This window comes from Streptomyces cavernae, assembly GCF_004023625.1.
GTDB lineage: Bacteria > Actinomycetota > Actinomycetes > Streptomycetales > Streptomycetaceae > Streptomyces > Streptomyces cavernae.
Map to the genome: position 1 here is coordinate 1 of NZ_ML137714.1, position 17,843 is coordinate 17,843.

At 72.0% G+C, this 17,843-nt stretch carries 13 protein-coding genes; 2 read left to right on the plus strand and 11 right to left on the minus strand.

Annotation, left to right across the window (positions count from 1 at the left end; translation table 11 throughout):
* Positions 1–416: 416 nt before the first annotated feature.
* Positions 417–1,424, minus strand: coding sequence for a stage II sporulation protein M (locus tag EF387_RS07980; RefSeq protein ID WP_128375806.1), 1,008 nt, complete (start codon positions 1,422–1,424; stop codon positions 417–419).
* 119 nt (positions 1,425–1,543) lie between these two features.
* On the opposite strand from EF387_RS07980, the gene EF387_RS07985 reads away from it, so the two are divergent.
* Positions 1,544–2,665, plus strand: a complete 1,122-nt coding sequence (locus tag EF387_RS07985) for an RDD family protein (RefSeq protein ID WP_128375807.1) — start codon at positions 1,544–1,546, stop codon at positions 2,663–2,665.
* A gap of 41 nt (positions 2,666–2,706) precedes the next feature.
* On the opposite strand, the gene EF387_RS07990 is transcribed toward EF387_RS07985, so the two are convergent.
* The 8 genes from EF387_RS07990 to EF387_RS08030 form a co-directional block, all read right to left on the minus strand.
* The gene (locus EF387_RS07990; RefSeq protein ID WP_128375808.1) at positions 2,707–3,321 is read right to left on the minus strand and encodes a hypothetical protein; all 615 of its coding nucleotides are present in this window, start codon (positions 3,319–3,321) and stop codon (positions 2,707–2,709) included.
* Between the two features lie 139 nt (positions 3,322–3,460).
* Entirely contained in the window at positions 3,461–4,918 is a 1,458-nt protein-coding gene (gene ahcY / locus EF387_RS07995; protein ID WP_128375809.1) for an adenosylhomocysteinase, read from the minus strand.
* A 484-nt stretch (positions 4,919–5,402) separates the two neighbouring features.
* On the minus strand, positions 5,403–6,383 hold the full coding sequence (locus EF387_RS08005) for a cation diffusion facilitator family transporter (RefSeq protein ID WP_128375810.1): 981 nt from the start codon (positions 6,381–6,383) through the stop codon (positions 5,403–5,405).
* Positions 6,384–6,472: 89 nt separating this feature from the next.
* Positions 6,473–7,624 (minus strand): mannose-6-phosphate isomerase, class I, encoded by a 1,152-nt coding sequence (gene manA / locus EF387_RS08010; protein WP_128375811.1) that lies wholly within the window; start codon positions 7,622–7,624, stop codon positions 6,473–6,475.
* Positions 7,625–7,775: 151 nt separating this feature from the next.
* The gene (locus EF387_RS08015) at positions 7,776–8,903 is read right to left on the minus strand and encodes an SIS domain-containing protein (RefSeq protein ID WP_128375812.1); all 1,128 of its coding nucleotides are present in this window, start codon (positions 8,901–8,903) and stop codon (positions 7,776–7,778) included.
* 77 nt (positions 8,904–8,980) lie between these two features.
* On the minus strand, positions 8,981–9,151 hold the full coding sequence (locus EF387_RS08020; protein ID WP_128375813.1) for a Trm112 family protein: 171 nt from the start codon (positions 9,149–9,151) through the stop codon (positions 8,981–8,983).
* Between the two features lie 299 nt (positions 9,152–9,450).
* The gene (locus tag EF387_RS08025; RefSeq protein WP_128375814.1) at positions 9,451–10,821 is read right to left on the minus strand and encodes a phosphomannomutase/phosphoglucomutase; all 1,371 of its coding nucleotides are present in this window, start codon (positions 10,819–10,821) and stop codon (positions 9,451–9,453) included.
* Between the two features lie 318 nt (positions 10,822–11,139).
* The gene (locus tag EF387_RS08030) at positions 11,140–11,514 is read right to left on the minus strand and encodes a DUF3499 domain-containing protein (RefSeq protein ID WP_202918175.1); all 375 of its coding nucleotides are present in this window, start codon (positions 11,512–11,514) and stop codon (positions 11,140–11,142) included.
* Between the two features lie 352 nt (positions 11,515–11,866).
* Between EF387_RS08030 and EF387_RS08035 the strand changes: the two genes are divergently transcribed.
* A complete protein-coding gene (locus tag EF387_RS08035) occupies positions 11,867–12,313 on the plus strand; it encodes a metallopeptidase family protein (RefSeq protein ID WP_128375940.1) in 447 nt (148 codons plus the stop codon).
* 22 nt (positions 12,314–12,335) lie between these two features.
* Here EF387_RS08035 and EF387_RS08040 read toward each other — a convergent pair whose 3' ends face one another.
* Together EF387_RS08040 and EF387_RS08045 are read right to left on the minus strand one after the other, a co-directional pair.
* Entirely contained in the window at positions 12,336–13,847 is a 1,512-nt protein-coding gene (locus tag EF387_RS08040; RefSeq protein WP_128375816.1) for a DUF5719 family protein, read from the minus strand.
* Positions 13,844–17,512 carry a glycosyltransferase family 2 protein gene (locus EF387_RS08045; protein WP_128375817.1) on the minus strand — a complete coding sequence of 1,223 codons (3,669 nt, stop codon included), beginning with the start codon at positions 17,510–17,512 and terminating at the stop codon, positions 13,844–13,846. Before EF387_RS08045 ends, EF387_RS08040 begins: the two co-directional genes overlap by 4 nt.
* Positions 17,513–17,843 lie beyond the last annotated feature (331 nt).

The following is a 17,843-nucleotide window of genomic DNA, read 5'->3' on the forward strand; positions in this document are numbered from 1 at the left end:
GGAACGGACGCTTCCTTTGTACTCACCCGAGAGACTCTCTCGCGGCTTTCCTCCGGGCGCTTCCCTTCGGTCTTGCGTTTCCGACTCTATCAGATCCTTTCGGACCCGATTCCCAGTCGGCGGGATTCTGTTTCCGAATCCAGGTTGCGCTTTCGCGTTTCCCTTTTTCGGTGGCCCCGACTTTATCAGAACATTTTGGGCCGGACGAACCGGCATCCATTTCTGAATCATCAGGAGGGACTTCCCCGGGATCGAGGCCCCAGGAAGCGAGTAGACATCCATATTAGTCGCCGACGCTGAAGCTTGTCCAGCCGCCCCTATGGGCAACTATGTAAATCTACCTCCCCGTCTGGGCTGTGTCAACAGCTCTTCCGGGGCGAAGTACAGGCTAACAGGTCCCCGGCGGTGCTTGCACATCAGGCGGCAGTGGGCACCGTGGCACTGCGTTCGGCCGCCTCGACGTCACCGGTCTCCCCGGCGCGCGCGGCGCGTCCGCCGAGGACGTACACGTACGCGAGGAAGGCCACCTCCGCGAGGATGCCGATGCCGATGCGGGCCCACGTCGGCAGGCCGGACGGTGTCACGAAGCCCTCGATGGCGCCCGACACGAGGAGGACGGCGGCGAGGCCCACGGCCATGCCCAGGGCGGCCCTGCCCTCTTCGGCCAGGGCCGCCCTGCGCGGCCGGGGTCCCGGGTCGATGAGCGTCCAGCCGAGGCGCAGCCCCGTACCGGCGGCGACGAAGACGGCGGTCAGCTCCAGGAGGCCGTGCGGCAGGATCAGCCCCAGGAAGGTGTCCAGCCGGCCTGCCGAGGACATCAGGCCGATGCCGATGCCCACGTTCAGCATGTTCTGGAAGAGGATCCAGATGACGGGTATCCCCAGGAACACGCCCAGGACCAGACACATCGCGGCGGCCTGGGCGTTGTTCGTCCACACCTGGGCGGCGAAGGAGGCCGCGGGGTTGCTGGAGTAGTAGGTCTCGTACTGGCCACCGGGCCGCGTGAGCTCGCGCAGCTCCGCGGGGGCCGCGATGGAGGACTGCACCTCGGGGTGGGTCCCGATCCACCATCCCACGAGGGCTGCCACAACGGTGGAGAGCAGCGCCGTCGGCACCCACCAGTGGCGGCTTCGGTAGACGGCGGCGGGAAAGCCGTGGGCGAAGAAGCGGGTGACGTCACGCCACGAGGCACGGCGGGTGCCTGTCACCGCACTGCGCGCGCGTGCCACGAGCTGGCTCAGGCGGCCGGTGAGCTGCGGGTCGGGAGCGCTGGACTGGATGAGGGAGAGATGTGTGGCGGCGCGCTGGTAGAGGGCGACGAGTTCATCGGCCTCGGCGCCGGTGAGGCGGCGTTGGCGGCGCAGCAGGGCGTCGAGGCGGTCCCATTCGGCTCTGTGGGCGGACACGAAGACATCGAGGTCCATCGGCAGTGCTGCTCCTCGTCCTCTCGTACTGCGTGTCAGCTTTTCCTACTGCGGCGCGGTGTGCCCTCAGCTTGGCAGACTGGCCGGTGTCGCGGGCAGGTCGGGGAAGGGTGGCGGGCGTGAGTGAGCTGGTGACCGGTGAGGCGGTAGCGCTGGAGTTGAGGCCGGCGAAGCTGCCGAGCCGCGGGTTGGCCGTGTTGATCGACTTGGGGGTGGCCATCGCCGCCTATGTCGCCGTCACGCTGGGTCTGGCCGCCTCCGTTGCGTCCCTCGACACCGCCGCGCAGACCGCGGTGTCCATCGCGGCCTTCATTCTCCTGCTGGTGGGCGTGCCGATCGCCGTGGAGACGCTCAGCCACGGCCGGTCGCTGGGGAAGCTGGCATGCGGGCTGCGGGTCGTCCGGGACGACGGCGGGCCGATCCGGTTCCGGCACGCGCTGGTGCGCGGGGCCGTGGGCGTGGTCGAGATCCTGATGACTGGCGGGGTCGTCGCGTGCATCGCGTCGTTGGCCTCGGCGCGCGGGCGGCGGGTCGGGGACGTCTTCGCGGGGACGCTGGTCGTACGGGAGCGGGTGCCCGCGGGGCGTGCGGGGTTCGTCCCTCCGCCGCCGCCCTGGCTTGCGGGGCGGTTCGCCGGGCTGGACCTGTCGGCCGTGCCGGACGGGTTGTGGCTGGCGATCCGGCAGTACCTGACGCGGATGCAGCAGCTGGATCCGCAGGTGGGCTGGACGATGGCGGAGCGGTTGGCCACGGACCTGGCAGAGCGTACGGGTGCGCCGGTGCCTCCCGGTGTCCCGCCCGCGGCGTTCCTGGCGGCGGTGGTCCACGAGCGGCAGGCGCGCGAGGCCCGGCGGACGTTCGGCGGCGCCGCTACGGGGAACGGCGGACCGACCCCCGCGTTCCAGCCCGGGGCCCCGTCGATCCCCACGTCGCCTACGGGCGCATCGCCCTCGACGACGAGCTGGCCGGCTCCCGTCGCGGGCCGGCCGGGTCCCCCAGCACAGACTCCGGCGCAGCAGCCGGTGGGCGTGCATGTGGAGGCCGAGTCCGCACAGGCGACACGGTGGGCGCCGCCGGCTCCACAGGATCAGACGCCTCGAACGCAGGCACCACCGGCTCATGCTCCACAGGATCAGACGCCTCGGACGCAGGCACCGCCGGCTCAGCAGACCCCTTCGGCCCAGTCGTCGGGGGACCGGCAGGACGAGCGTCCCACCACCGGGTTCGTACCTCCCGCGTAGCCGCCTCGCGCGGTCGTCCTGCGGGCGCGCCCGCGGATGCGTCAGCCGAACGCCGACGGCGGTGTTTCGAGGTCTTCGAGCTCGATGCCCGGGGCCGCGAGCACCACGTCGCCGGAGAGGTGCACGGCGTACTGCTCACCGGTGTCCAGGGCCGTGACCTGGTATTCGTCCACGGTCAGCGGGCCGCTGTCACTGGCGTGTGTTTCTCTTCTCACGAGGGCCCAGGACTGGTCGAGGGTGCGCGGGGCGAGGACCGGGCCCGTGAAGGCGACGAGGCGTACGCGGGTCGCGGGGGAACCAGGGGTGAGGCGCAGCAGGCGAGAGGTCGCGACGAGGAAAGCGGGGGATGTGCCGGTGAAGGCGTGGGCGAGGGCGTTGCCTTCGGTGGCGTGGGTTCCGGTGGGGTCGGTGCGGACCCAGGTGACGCCCTCCAGGGCGGCGCCGCGGACCTGCCAGCTCGCGGCGTGCAGTTCAAGACGGATGGGTCGGCCGAGTTCGTCGACGGCGAGGTCGACGGAGCCCGCGTGATCGCCGGCCGGGGTGGTCAGCTGGGAGACGTAGCGCCAGCCGGAGGGGCCCGGTGCGCAGTGGAAGTGCTCTTCACCGAGGGGGGTGCGATCGTGCGGATCATGGAGCGAATAACGGCCGCGGGGCATGGGGGTCCTGGGTCTTGCGGGGGCGGTCCGGCAGCGGGCAGGCCCCCGGCACCGAGGTGCGGGGGCCTGCCGGGGACCTGCTGCCGACGAGCGCGTCAGTGCACGGGCGCACTCGGCACCGCTCGGGTCAGCAAGGTGGTCAGTAGCGGTAGTGGTCCGGCTTGTAGGGGCCCTCGACCTCGACACCGATGTACGCGGCCTGCTCCGGGCGGAGCGTGGTCAGCTTGACGCCGAGCGCGTCGAGGTGGAGGCGGGCGACCTTCTCGTCGAGGTGCTTGGGGAGCACGTAGACGCCGGTCGGGTACTGGTCGGGCTTGGTGAACAGCTCGATCTGGGCCAGGGTCTGGTCCGCGAAGGAGTTGGACATCACGAACGACGGGTGACCGGTGGCGTTGCCGAGGTTCAGCAGGCGGCCCTCCGACAGGACGATGATCACCTTGCCGTCGGGGAAGGTCCAGGTGTGGACCTGCGGCTTCACCTCGTCCTTGACGATGCCGGGGATCTTGGCGAGGCCGGCCATGTCGATCTCGTTGTCGAAGTGGCCGATGTTGCCGACGATCGCCTGGTGCTTCATCTTGGCCATGTCCGAGGCCATGATGATGTCCTTGTTGCCGGTGGTGGTGATGAAGATGTCGGCCTTGTCGATGACCTCGTCGAGGGTCGTGACCTGGTAGCCGTCCATCGCCGCCTGGAGTGCGCAGATCGGGTCGATCTCGGTGACGATCACGCGGGCGCCCTGTCCGCGAAGGGACTCCGCGCAGCCCTTGCCCACGTCGCCGTAGCCGCAGACGACCGCGGTCTTGCCGCCGATGAGAACGTCGGTGGCACGGTTGATGCCGTCGATCAGGGAGTGGCGGCAACCGTACTTGTTGTCGAACTTCGACTTGGTAACGGCGTCGTTCACGTTGATCGCCGGGAACAGGAGGACGCCATCGCGCTGCATCTCGTACAGGCGGTGGACGCCGGTGGTGGTCTCCTCGGTCACGCCGCGGATCTCGGAGGCGAGCTGGGTCCACTTCTGCGAGCCGTCCGTGATGGTGCGGTGCAGGAGCTCGAGGATGACGCGGTGCTCGTCGTTCTCGGCGGTGTCGACGGCGGGCACCTTGCCGGCCTTCTCGTACTCGACGCCCTTGTGGACGAGGAGGGTGGCGTCGCCGCCGTCGTCGAGGATCATGTTCGGGCCGCCGGTGGGCGAGTCCGGCCACGTCAGGGCCTGCTCCGTGCACCACCAGTACTCCTCCAGCGTCTCGCCCTTCCAGGCGAAGACGGGGATGCCCTGGGGGTTGTCCACCGTGCCGTTCGGGCCGACCGCGATGGCGGCGGCGGCGTGGTCCTGGGTGGAGAAGATGTTGCAGGAGGCCCAGCGGACCTCGGCGCCGAGGGCGGCCAGGGTCTCGATGAGGACGGCGGTCTGCACGGTCATGTGCAGGGAGCCGGTGATCCGGGCACCGGCCAGCGGCTGGGCCTCGGCGTACTCCTTGCGGATCGCCATGAGGCCGGGCATCTCGTGCTCGGCGAGGGTGATCTCCTTGCGGCCGAACTCGGCCAGGGAGAGGTCTGCGACCTTGAAGTCCTGTCGGTTTTCGACAGTGGTCATGGAGAGCTGCTCCTCGTGTTGGGTCGAGGTGGGTACGGCTGGTCTGCGCGGCGAAGGGCACAAGGGTGCCCTAGGAGGACACAGGCATGCCCTGGTGCGCGCAGCGCAGTCCGTCGGAGGCCCTCTCTCCCTCGGTGGTCCGCGATGGGACCGCCCGACCGCCATCAGCAGCGACGTCTGGCTCGGTCCCAAGCTACACCTGTCGGCCCGGCCGTCCCCAGTCCGCCCGCGAACACATCGAGCCATTACCGGAGAGGAACAGGGGCGCACAGGACGGGAAGTGGCGGTCCGTTCCCTCTTTTCGTGGTGCCCCCGTTCACCGGGCGGCGGTGGCTGGCGGCTTTTTGGCTCCTCTGGCCGGTATCGGCGTGACCGGGTGCAGGGCAGCCGACGAAGGCCCGAGCCAAAGGCGGCCGACGGCCGACGGGGCCCGCCGAACAACTCGGCGGGCCCCGACGGCCGTGTCGGAAGGCAGGGACGCCTTTCAGTGCTCGGTGGAATGCTGGGCCGGACCCCCCGGAGTGGCCTCCCGGTCGGCGCCCTTGGCGGCCTCCGCCTCGCTGTAGATGTCCGGCTCGAGGTAGATCACGCGGGCGATCGGGACGGCCTCGCGGATGCGGGCCTCGGCGGCGTTGATCGCGACGGCGACCTCCGCGGCCGTGTCCTCGTGCCGGACGGCGATCTTGGCCGCGACCAGGAGCTCCTCCGGGCCCAGGTGGAGCGTGCGCATGTGGATGATGCCCGTGACGGCGTCACCGTCGACGATCGCGGTCTCGATCTTCTTGGTCTCCTCGGTGCCCGCGGACTCGCCCAGGAGCAGCGACTTCGTCTCGGCGGCGAGGACGGCGGCGATCAGGATGAGCAGGACACCGATGCAGAGGGTGCCGATGCCGTCCCAGACGCCCTCGCCGGTGAGGAGCGCGAGGCCGACACCGCCGAGGGCGAGGATCAGACCGACGAGCGCGCCCAGGTCCTCCAGGAGGACGACCGGCAGCTCGGGGGCCTTGGCGTGGCGGACGAACTCCTTCCAGGACTTCTGGCCGCGCAGTGCGTTGGACTCCTTGATGGCGGTGCGGAAGGAGAACGTCTCGGCGATGATCGCGAAGACGAGGACGCCCACCGGCCAGTACCAGTGCGTCAGCTCGTGCGGGTGCTTGATCTTGTCGTAGCCCTCGTAGAGGGCGAACATGCCGCCGACCGAGAACAGAATGATGGAGACGAGGAAGGCGTAGATGTACCGCTCGCGGCCGTAGCCGAAGGGGTGTTGCGGGGTCGCCTCGCGCTGCGCCTTCTTGCCGCCGACCAGCAGCAGGGCCTGGTTGCCCGAGTCGGCCAGCGAGTGCACGCCCTCGGCGAGCATCGAGGACGAGCCGCTGAAGGCGAACGCCACGAACTTCGACGCCGCGATGGCGAGATTGGCGGCGAGTGCCGCCACGATCGCTTTGGTGCCGCCTGACGCGCTCATGAGTGAGAAGTGTCCCTTCCTACGCCGTCCAGGGCTTTGCCCGCGTTTTGCAGTGGGCCATTGTTGCAGCCCCGTGCGAGGGCGCTGTCTCAGGCCACCACAGTCGCCCGGAAGAGCGTTCCGGCCCCGGATACTTCGGCTTTCTCGCCCGCCGGTACGAAGACGGACCGGCCGGGCCGGAGCTGGTGTTCCCCCGCTGCCACCGTGCCTTCGGTGCACAGCAGGATCTGCGGGGTGGCCCGGGTGAGGTCGCGTGGAGCCGCGCCCTCGGCGAGGACGTGGCGCGACAGCCGGAACTCGTCGATGGGTGTCTCGTAGACCTCTTCGCCGTCCGGTCCGGCCTCGGGTCGCAGCACGCCCGGGCCGCTCGCCTCGAAGCGGACGATGCGCAGTAGTTCGGGAACGTCGACGTGCTTGGGGGTCAGGCCGCAGCGCAGGACGTTGTCTGAGTTCGCCATGATCTCCACTCCGAGGCCGCTCAGGTACGCGTGCGGGACGCCCGCGCCGAGGTACAGGGCCTCGCCCGGCTGGAGCCGGACGTGGTTGAGCAGCATGGCGGCGATGACGCCCGGGTCCCCGGGGTAGTGGCGGGCGATCTCGGCGTACGGGGCGTACTCGCCGCCGAGCCGCTCGCAGGCCGCGGCGGCTTCGGCGACGGTGCCGGCCATGTCCGCCCGGTCCGTGCCCAGGACGGCCGTCAGCACCTCCCTGAGCGCGGCGTCCTCGGGGTGCGCGTGCAGCAGGTCGACGTACGGCTTCAGGGAGTCGACCTCCAGCCCGGCCAGCAGCCGGGCGGACTCCCCGGGGAGGCGGAACCCGCACAGTCCGTCGAACGGAGTGAGGGCACAGATGAGTTCGGGCTTGTGGTTGGCGTCCTTGTAGTTGCGGTGCGGGGCGTCGACGGGGACGCCGCGCCGCTCCTCGTCCTCGTAGCCCTCCTTGGCCTGGGCGAGGTCGGGGTGCACCTGGAGGGAGAGCGGGGCCCCGGCGGCGAGGATCTTCAGCAGGAACGGCAGGCGCGGGCCGAACCGGGCGACGGCGCGGGCGCCGAGTTCGCGTTCCGGGTCCGCGTCGATCACCTCGGTCAGGGTGCCGCGGCCGGTGCGCGAGGGCGCGCCGGGGTGGGCTCCCATCCACATCTCGGCCTGCGGTTCTCCGCTCGGCTGCACGCAGAGGAGCCGGGGGATGGCGGTGGTCGATCCCCAGGCGTAGGGGCGGATGGTGTTGTCGAGGCGGTCCATGGGGTTCTCTCTGCTGTTCTCGTCGCGTGAGGCGCTGTGCCCGTCGCCCACGTCGCGGGTTACGGCGCGTACGAAGGCCGGGGCGGATACGAAGGCGGGGGCGGATACAAGGGCCGGGGCGGATACGAAGGTCAGGGCGTCGGGGCCATGATCAGGCCCCGGAAGCGAGAGCGAGGTAAACGGCGGCGAAATCCGTGATGGCGATCAGCTCGGCGAGCGTTTCCAGGTCGCCGCCGTCCTCGGGCTCGAGTTCGCTGATCGGCGTGTCGTGGCTGAGTGCCAGGTCACGGGCGGCGGGGGCGGCGCTGAGACCGCCGATGGGACGGTCCCGCAGCAACACCACGCGCGCGTGCAGGGTGGGCGGGTCCTCGACGCGGTCGCGGAAGAAATCGTCGGGATCGGCTCCCGCGGCCAGCGAGCCGGACAGCAGGACGCTGTGCGCGGCGAGGGCCTCGGGGAGTTCGGCGGTGAGTGCCGGGCGGCCCGCCAGCTCGGCGAGTGCGGCGGCGAACCTGCGGCCCGCGGGGCCGACGGACGAGCCCTCCGTCCAGATCACCGGGAGGGCCTCGGCCAGTTCGGCGGCGAGCGTCTTGGCAGGGTTGTTGTAGGTGGCGATGGCCGGGCCGCAGCGCTCGGCGACGCGGTCGAGGCGGTCGGCGACCCGCTCCAGGGCCTCGGGCGGTGCCGTCAGCAGGCCGGTGCGGTCCAGGAGGGCGAGCAGCGGGGTGAGCAGGGCCCACAGCACGCCCGGGGCGGACGCGGCCAGGGGTTCGTCCTGTTCGTAGGGCGCGGTCGCCATGGGCACGGTCAGGCCGTGGGCGCCCTCCACCGCTTCGGTGACCGGGGTGTGGGTGGGGGCGACGGCGACGACCGTGCAGCCCCGGCGGTAGGCCTGGTCGACGAGGAGCGCGAGGCCCGGTTCGCTGCCGTCGGGGGTGGCGACGAGGAGCAGGTCGACGGGGCCCGCCCAGCCGGGCAGTTCCCAGCGCAGGGCGCCGGCGGCGGGCGCGACGCCGGTGGGGGTGAGCCGGGTGACGGGGCAGCTGGCTCCGGCGAGCGTGCCGAGCAGTTCGGCTACTCCGGTGGCGGCCATGCCGGGACCCGCGATCAGGACGGCGCGCGGGCGGCCGTCCGGCTTCAGCTCCTGCACCCCGGCTTCGGTGGAGTGGCGGGTTGCGGTGCGGACCCGGGCACCCGCCTCGGCGGCGCCGCGGAGCAGTGCCCGCCGGTCCGCCCGGGAGAGAGCGTCGGGGTCGTCGAGCAGTGTTTCGTCGAACATGGGCGTGGCTCCGATCGCCGATGGGGCGGGGTGCGCTTGCGCTCCTTCTGCGCCGCTCTTTGCTCCTTCCGCGCCGCTTACGCGGGGTGGCGAGCCTCGTCGACGAGCAGTACGGGGATGCCGTCCCGGATGGGGTAGACCAGGCCGCAGCTCTCCCCGGTGCAGATCAGTTCCGACTCCTGCTCCTTGAGGGGGGCATGGCAGGCCGGGCAGGCGAGGATCTCCAGGAGGCCGGCTTCCAGCGGCATGTCTAGGTCCCTTCGGAGGGGCGGAGTTGCACTTGTGTGGCCTGGTCAGGGTACCGCCGTGGAGCCCGGGTGGACGGGGGTGGGGCAGTCGGGTCCGTGGGAGCTATCGGTGCCGGTGGGGACGGCGGGTTTTCGAGGCGTCGGTGCTCATGGGGACGGCGGGTTTTCGAGGCGTCGGGTGCTGGTGGGGACGGCGGTTACCGTCCGCTCCGCCGTCACCCGTCCCGTAGAAAAGCTGCCGCCCCCGGCCCCCCGCAGCCCGCGCGGCCTCGTCCTGAAACCCGGGCGGGCTTCACCGCTCAGACTCTGATGATCGCCAATGCCTCGTCCCGCACCTTCGCCATCGTCGCCTCGTCCTTCGCCTCGGCGTTCAGGCGCAGTAGCGGCTCCGTGTTGGACGCGCGGACGTTGAACCACCAGTCCTCGGCGGTGACGGTCAGGCCGTCGAGTTGGTCGAGGGTGACGCCCTCGCGGCCCTCGTAGGCCTCCTTGATCGCCGCCAGGCGGCCCGCCTGGTCGTCGACCGTGGAGTTGATCTCGCCGGAGCCGGCGTATCGGTCGTATGTCGCGACCAGCTGGGACAGCGGGCCCTGCTGGCCGCCGAGCGCGGCCAGGACGTGGAGCGCGGCGAGCATCCCGGTGTCGGCGTTCCAGAAGTCGGCGAAGTAATAGTGCGCTGAGTGCTCGCCGCCGAAGATCGCGCCCGTGGTCGCCATCTCGGCCTTGATGAAGGAGTGGCCCACACGCGTGCGGATCGGAGTGCCGCCGTTCTCGCGGACCACCTCCGGGACGGACCAGGACGTGATGAGGTTGTGGATCACGGTGCCCTTGCCGCCGTGCTTGGCCAGTTCGCGGGAGGCCACCAGGGCGGTGATGGCGGACGGGGACACCGGGTCGCCGTTCTCGTCGACCACGAAGCAGCGGTCTGCGTCGCCGTCGAAGGCGATGCCGAGGTCGGCGCCCTCCTCGCGGACGCGCCGCTGCAGGTCGACGATGTTCTTCGGGTCGAGCGGGTTCGCCTCGTGGTTGGGGAACGTGCCGTCCAGCTCGAAGTACATCGGGACCAGGTCGAGGGGGAGGCCGGCGAAGACGGTCGGCACGGTGTGCCCGCCCATGCCGTTGCCCGCGTCGACCACCACCTTCAGGGGGCGGATGGCGGTCAGATCGACCAGGCCACGCAGATGCGCCGCGTAGTCCTCCAGCGTGTCACGCTGGGTGATCTTTCCCGGGGTGGCGTCCGCGGTGGCCGGGGCGCCGTCCCCGTCCAGCCAGGACTCGACCAGCTCCCGGATCTCCGCCAGACCACTGTCCTGGCCGACCGGGGCCGCGCCGGAGCGGCACATCTTGATGCCGTTGTACTGCGCGGGGTTGTGCGAGGCGGTGAACATGGCGCCCGGCAGGTTCAGCGCGCCCGACGCGTAGTAGAGCTGGTCGGTGGAGCACAGGCCGATCTCGGTCACGTCGACACCGCGCACCGCCGCTCCCCGCGCGAAGGCCCGGGAAAGGCCCGGTGACGAGGGGCGCATGTCGTGTCCGATCACGATGGCGTCGGCGGCGGTCACCTGTGCGAAAGCCGCGCCGAACAGTTCGGCCAGTGGCTCGTCCCACTGGTCGGGGACCACCCCGCGTACGTCGTACGCCTTCACGACCTGTGACAGATCAGCAGCCACGGCAGGCCTCTCCTGGTGTCTCAGCAATTGACCTCAAACTACCTGCTCATACTGACGGTCGGCGAAGGCCCGGCTGTGACGGATCAAGAGTTCGGCCGGAGTTATGGCCGTATCCGATCCCCCACGGCAGCATGCGGTCAACGACCGGTGACCGCCGTGGCCGGGTGCGCGGTCGGAAGTGCTGCGGTCACCTGGATGTGCCGGCGGTCGCCGCCCGCTCCCCTACCGCCACGCGCGCGTGCGCCCTGGGACGGACGTCGTGCACACCCGGCGAGCACCACGAGCGTGCCGCGTCGAGTACCGCGCCTGCCGGCGGGGTCAGTTGTCCGGTGAGCGCAGCACCCGCAAGTGGCCGCGGCGGGCGACCTCCATCGGGTCCGCTCCACGGGCACCGCCTCCGGCCTCCGCGGCACGCTCCTGGGGACGGGCCGCCTCGCGCACCGCGTTGGCGAGCGCTTCCAGGTCGTCGCCGCTGGGGCGGGCGGGGGCCGAACCGTCGATGAGCCGGACGACCTCCCAGCCGCGCGGGGCGGTGAGGCGCTCGGAATGCTCGGCGCACAGGTCGTAGCAGTGGGGTTCGGCGTAGGTGGCGAGCGGGCCGAGGACCGCGGTCGAGTCGGCGTAGACGTACGTCAGCGTCGCGACGGCGGGACGGCCGCAAGCGGTGCGCGAACAGCGACGTACAGGGCTCACGACGTTGGACGGTACCGCACTCTTGAGCGGGCCGCGACGACTCTGCCCCAGGTCACTCCCCCGTGTCGTGCTGTGAAACCGCCCACACGCGGCCCCGGACGGGCGTCGCTGACCTGCGGGGACATCATCCTTCGAAATACCGGACGCAATCGGAACCGATCATCTCTCGGTGCAAACCACGTCAATTGCCAAGAGCTCGGCGGTCCGGGAGGGATACGGAATCGAGCCCAACCTTGGCTGGAATGGTCATCCGGCGACATGCCGTCGGACGGCGGAAATCCCGCGGCGGCACCCCCGCAGCGGTGATCCACGACCCGCGCGGGCCCGGCTCGGGGACTACGCTTCCTCAGTGATGGACAACCCCGTACAGCCCCGCGCCACCGCCCCCGGGCCCCGCCGTCGCGACCGCCACGGCAGGGGGATGCGGGGTCCCGTCGCGCCACCCCAGGTCCCCCTCGCCGCGAGCCGCGCCGAGGTGTTCGCGGATCTGGTGCAGGACTCGGTGGAGCGCCTGGAGAGGCGCTGGCCGCAGCTCGCCGACATCGACTTCGTGGTGCTCGAGGTGCCGCGCCTGGACCACAAGGACGGCTGGCACGACGAAGCGGTGCCCCTGGGCGGCACGATCGCCGCGCGCGACGGCCGCCCCGCCCGGGTCGTCGTCTACCGCCGCCCGGTCGAGATCCGCACCAAGGGACGTGACGAGCGGGCCGCACTGGTCCACGAAGTGGTCGTCGAACAGGTCGCGGAGCTGCTGGGGCTGACGCCGGAGACGGTGGATCCGCGCTACGGCGAGGACTGAGTCCGCCAAGGGCCCCGCGGCCCTACTTCTGCAGCACGGACAGATCCTGGTCGGCCTCCGGCACGGCCACCGTCCCACGGTCGTCCGGGAGGGTCTGGACCGTGAACATCGGGACGCCGTCCTGGGGCAGTGCGAGCGTGCGTGCCGCGTAGACGGGGCCTCCGGAGGACGGCTCCACGGTCAGCGCGTAAGTCCCCTTCAGGCCGCCGGGCGCCAGTGAGGTGATCTGCTGGGTCGTTCCCGCCTTGATGGTGTACTCCTTCGTCACCGCCGTGCCGCCCTCACTGCCCGCGGAGGCCGTGACCTTCACCGTGGCGGCGCCCTGGGGGGCGGTCAGGTCGAGCGTGGAGCTCTTGGAGCGGTTGTCGGCGACCGTCGCGCGCGTGCCCACGGGGAACGTCGCCGGGATGAACGCGGTCTCCTGCTTGCCGGCCTTGCCGCGGACCACGCGCAACGCGGCCACCAAGGGGACCGACTGGCCGGTGGGCGTCAGCACCAGGGAGCCCGCCTCGCCGCGGGTGACGTCCCCCAGGTCGACGGCGGCCGTCATGCCCGCCTTGACGTGCAGCGTCTCGTTGCCGGCCGGGGTGATCAGGCCGGACGGCGAGGCGAGGCGCACCCTCAGGTCGGCGTCGCTGTCGCCGGGCGCGAAGGCGATCAGGCGGACCGCGGTGGCGTCCTTGGGGATGCCGGGCAGGACCAGGTTGTCCGCCGGGTCCGCGGCGGCGGGCAGCCAGTCCCCGCCGAGCTTGTCGTCCGCGGCCTGGACGGCCGCGGCGACCCGGCCGCTGCGGACGCTGACGTGAACCGTGAGGTCGTTCTCGGCGGCGCTGCTGAGGGTGGACAGCAGCACCGGTTCGGTGGAGTTCGCCGGGACCTGGATCCCCTCCCCCACCTCCGACTTGATGGTGCCGCCCTTTCCGTACAGCTCGATGTCCACGACGGCGGTGGCGTCGTCCGGGTTGGTGAGGTGGACGTAGTCCGTGCGGCTGTCGGCGGTGCTGGCCCCCGGGAACCAGAACTCGGTGTCCGGGGCGGTGCAGTTGACGCCGGAGATTCCGCGTCCGTTGCCGGCCGCGACCTCCGTGGTCTGCTGGACGGTCCAGCCGGGTGCGAACCTGCCGTCCGCGGTGCCGACCAGAGCGGGCGAGTCGGCGCCGGAGACGTCGGCGGTGACGGGTTTGCCGGGTTCCTTCGGCGACAGCACGGGCTTGTTCCCGGCGCCCTTCTTCTCACTGCCCTTCTTGTCGCTCGCCGCGCCGCCCTCCGCCGACCCGCCGTTGGCCGCGGTGAGCGTGGCACTACCGTCGCCGTCCGTGCCCTTGGCTGCGGGAGTGAAGGACGTGTAGACGGTGTCCGCGAGGTCCGAGGTGCTCGGCTGCGGGCAGAGCAGGCTGGTGCGCTCCACGGGCAGTTGGGCGGCGGTCCCAGCGGTGCGGGTGGCAGCGCCGGACGGCTCGTTGAGCGTGGCGAACGCGGTGACGGCGGCGAGCGCGGCGACTCCCGCGATCAGGGACAGGGTGGGGCGGTTCACTGCTGGCTCCCGTCGGGGCGCTCACTGTCGGGGCGGTGCGGCTGCTGCGGGGGCCGGTCGTAGGCGGGGTCGTAGGCGGGGTCGTAGGGCTGCCCTCCGTAGGAGGGGTCGTACGAGCCCGCCGGGGTGCCTCCGTAGGCGTAGGGGTCGTACTGGCCGCCCTGGTACGGGTCTTGGTACTGCTGCTGGTCGTATCCACCCGCCTGGTACTGCTGTTGTTGCCCGTCCTGGTACTGGGTGCCGTAGGAGCCGTATTCGGCGCCCGCGTAACTCGGCTGGTCCCAGTCCCCGTAGGACTGCTGCTGCGGGATGGCGACCGGCGTGCCCGGGGCGCCCTCCGGTGGGGCTGTCTGTTCCTGCGGCGCGTCCTCGGTGGACTGTTCGGCTTCCGCCTGGGCGCGCAGCCTGCGTGCCCTGCGGCCCTCACCGGCGAGGGCCTCGGCGGGCACGGCCGCCTGCTCCTCCTCCGGGAGGTCGTCGTCGACGTCCCGGCGGCGGCCCGGCAGTGCGAGTACCACGAGGACGACGGCGAGCGCGCCCTGTGCCCACAGCCAGCCGGTGTGGCTCATCGGCGCGTCGAAGGTGACGTCCAACCGGCCGCCGGACGCGGGCAGTTCGAAGCCCTGGGCCCAGCCGTCGACGGTGGTCCGGGTGAGCGGCCGGCCGTCCAGGGTGGCCGTCCAGCCCGCGTCGGCGGTGTCGGCAAGGCGCAGGGTCCGGCCCGCGGAGCCGTCCGGAACCGTGGTGTGCAGTTCGACGGGGCCGGCGGCGACGGGCCGCGGCTCGCCGCCCTTCCCGGTGACGATCGCGGCGCGGGAGACCTGCCGGTCCACGCGCCACAGGGCGCTGCCATCCTGCTGGCTGAGCCGGGTCAGGCCCGGGGTGGCGTCCAGGACGCGGCTGACCTGGCGGGGGGCGCCGTCCCGGACGAGGACGTAGCGGACGGCGAAGCCGCCGAGCTGGTCGGCCTGGTCGGCGCCGGAGCCTGCCACGAGGTTGGCGACGACCTTGTCGAGCCGCTGGTTCTCGCCGCCCGCGGCGGCGAGTTCGGCGTCACCGAGCCGGGCTCCGGAGCCGCGGACCAGGGTGTAGTCGACCTCGGCGGGCGATCTGCTGTCGAGGACGAGGGTGCGGGCCTGGTCGCGGGTGCCGCTCTCCTCGGCGACGAACGCGGGCACCTGTACCGGGTCGCGGCGCTCCAGCGGGCCGTCGGCGCCGCGGATCATCCAGCCGGCGGCGACGAGCAGCGGGCCCGCCGCCGCGGCGAAGGCTACGAGCGCGGCCACCGGCTGCCGCCAGCCGAAGTTCTGCTCGGCCACGCGTGCGCGTGCTCCGTCGGCGCCGAGGACGGCGGCGGCCAGGAGGGCGATGCCGTAGACGAGGGTCGCGGGGCCCGCCCAGGCGGACGCGTTCGACAGGACGGCGAAGACGAGCCCCGTCAGGGCGGCGGTCCAGGCGACGCGGATCCCCAACTGGCGCTCCGCGCGCAGGAGTGCGGCCAGCGCGGCGAGAACGATGCCGATGAGCAGCAGCCCGCTGACGGTCCCGGGACCGCCGGGGCTCGCGCCGAGCAGGTCGGCGGCGGAGGCGGTGGCCTCGCCGAACTCGAGACCTGCCTCCTTGAGGAAGCCGAACGGCAGCAGGGTCAGTGACCAGGGCGCGAGAACCAGCAGCGGGGTGCCGAGCTGGGCCAGGAAACGCAGTCCGTAGCCGACGGTCTCCTGGCGGCGCACCACCAGGACGCCGCCGCCGAGGACGAGGGCGATGGGCCACACGATGGGCGTGAAGGCGGTGGCCAGCGTGAGCAGCAGCGCGTACGCCCAGGTGGCGCGCCAGCTGCCGCGTGGCCCGCCCGTGCCGCCCGCGAGCCCGCTCGCGGCGACGCCCGCGCGCGCGATGAGCGGGAGCAGGACGGCGAGGACGGCGGTGCCGATGCGGCCGCCCGCGAGTGCGCCGGCGGTGGCGGGCAGGAAGGCGTACGCCACGGACGCCCAGGCGCGCAGCAGCCGGGACTGGACCAGTGGCCGGGAGGCGAAGTAGGCGGCGAACCCGGCCAGCGGCACGGAGCCGATCAGCAGCGCGGTGACCGCGAGACCGGTCGAGCCGAGCAGCATCGTGGCGAGTGTCGCGAGGACGGCCAGGTACGGCGGCGCCGGCTGGGTGCCGCCGGCGCCGACCGGGTGCCAGCCGTCGGCGTAACGGGCCCACAGGTCGGAGGCGTCCGCGGGGGCGGGGAGCAGTGCTCCGCCCGCGAGCGCCCCACCGCCGAGCAGCGCGCGGCACGCGACGAGCGAGACGAGCAGGAGCGCCGTGAAGAGCACCGGGCCTGGTTTGCGGGCGATGCGCTTGAGGCGGGCGAACTGCTCGATCTCCAGGAAGTCGGCGTCGTCGCCGCCGGGTCCGGACTCGACGGCGCCGCCGTGCCGGCCGGCCGCGCCGATCTCGGGGTCGGAACGGCCCACGAGATTGCTCGCGGCCTGCTCGACGGTGAGCCGCACCGTCGCGCCGGGCGGCGGGAACAGGGGCCGCAGTTCGGCCGCCTCGACGGCCGGCCTGCCGCGCGAGCTGCGGGCGGAGAGGATCCGCCCGGGGCGCAGCAGCACCCCGAGCAGGCCGGTGATCTCGTCGAACGCCTGCCCGGGCACCTTGCCGACGAGGTAGGTGACGGTGCGCAGGAGGGTGCCGACGACGAGCCGCAGCAGCACCCATGCCAGCGCTTTCCCGCGGGTGTTGGCGAGCAGGGTGTAGACGGCGCCCGCCTTGTCGACCTTGTGCGGGGAGGTGGCGGTGCGGCCCACGCAGTCGACGGTGCGCCGCTCGCGGGAGGCGGCCTCGGCGTGCCGTACGACGGCGTCGGGGGCGACGAGGACGCGGTGGCCTGCGGCCTGTGCGCGCCAGCACAGGTCGACGTCGTCACGCATCAGGGGGAGCCGGCGGTCGAACCCGCCGAGTTGTTCGAAGACGTCGCGCCGGATCAGCATGCCCGCTGTGGAGACGGCGAGCACCGGACGTACGTGGTCGTGCTGGCCCTGGTCCTGCTCGCGGCGGTCCAGGCCGGTCCATCGGCGGCCGCTGTTGGCGATGGTGACGCCGACCTCGAGGAGCTGGCGGCGGTCGTACCAGCCGCGCAGTTTGGGGCCGACGACGGCGACGTCCTTGCCCAGTTCGCGTTCGTTCTCCACCACGCGCAGCAGTTGCGCCAGGGCGTCGGGGGCGGGGGCGCAGTCGTCGTGCAGCAGCCACAGCCACTGAACGGGCTCGCCGTACGGCAGCTCAGGCATGTCGTACGCGTCGTCGCGCCAGCTGCGGGTCACCGGGTCCCAGCCGCTGGGGCGCTTCAGATAGGGCAGGTCGTCCGGGGTCAGTACGCCGGCGGTGCGGTTGGCCTCGTCGACCGCCTGGCCGAAAGCGGTACGGCGGGCCAGGTGCAGCACGCGGTCGTCGCCGAGGGCCTCGGTGAGCAGTCGGGCGGAGTCGTCCGCGCTGCCGGTGTCGGCCGCCACGGCGTTCTGCGCGGGGCGCTCCTGGCCGAGCAGCCCGGCGAGCGCGTCGGGGAGCCAGCGGGCGCCGTCATGGGAGACGAGGACCGCGGTCACCACGTGACGCGGGAACTCGGGCGGGCGGGCAGCGTCGTGGTGGGCTGCCCTGTGGCTGTGCACGGACATCGAGGTACGGGCCCCGGTTCGGTGGTCTGAGGTCGACGCCTGTGTCCGGCGGGGACAGCGGGACGTCTCGGACGAGGGCCCACACTAACGGCTGAGCAGCACGGCGGCCCGCCGCCTGTGGACAACCTGCGTGCGACGGGCCGTTCGTTACGTAAGGGATGTGTGCGGTTCGCTCATCGGCACGCATGCGCTCGTGCCGTGGAATTCCGACTGTTGATCTTTGGCGGTGCTCGTCAGCTGTGCTCTTCGGATGCTCGGGCTGCTTCGGCTGTGCTCATTGACTGTGCTCTGCGGCTGTGCTCTTCGGGTGCGGACGGCGGCCTTCCCCGGA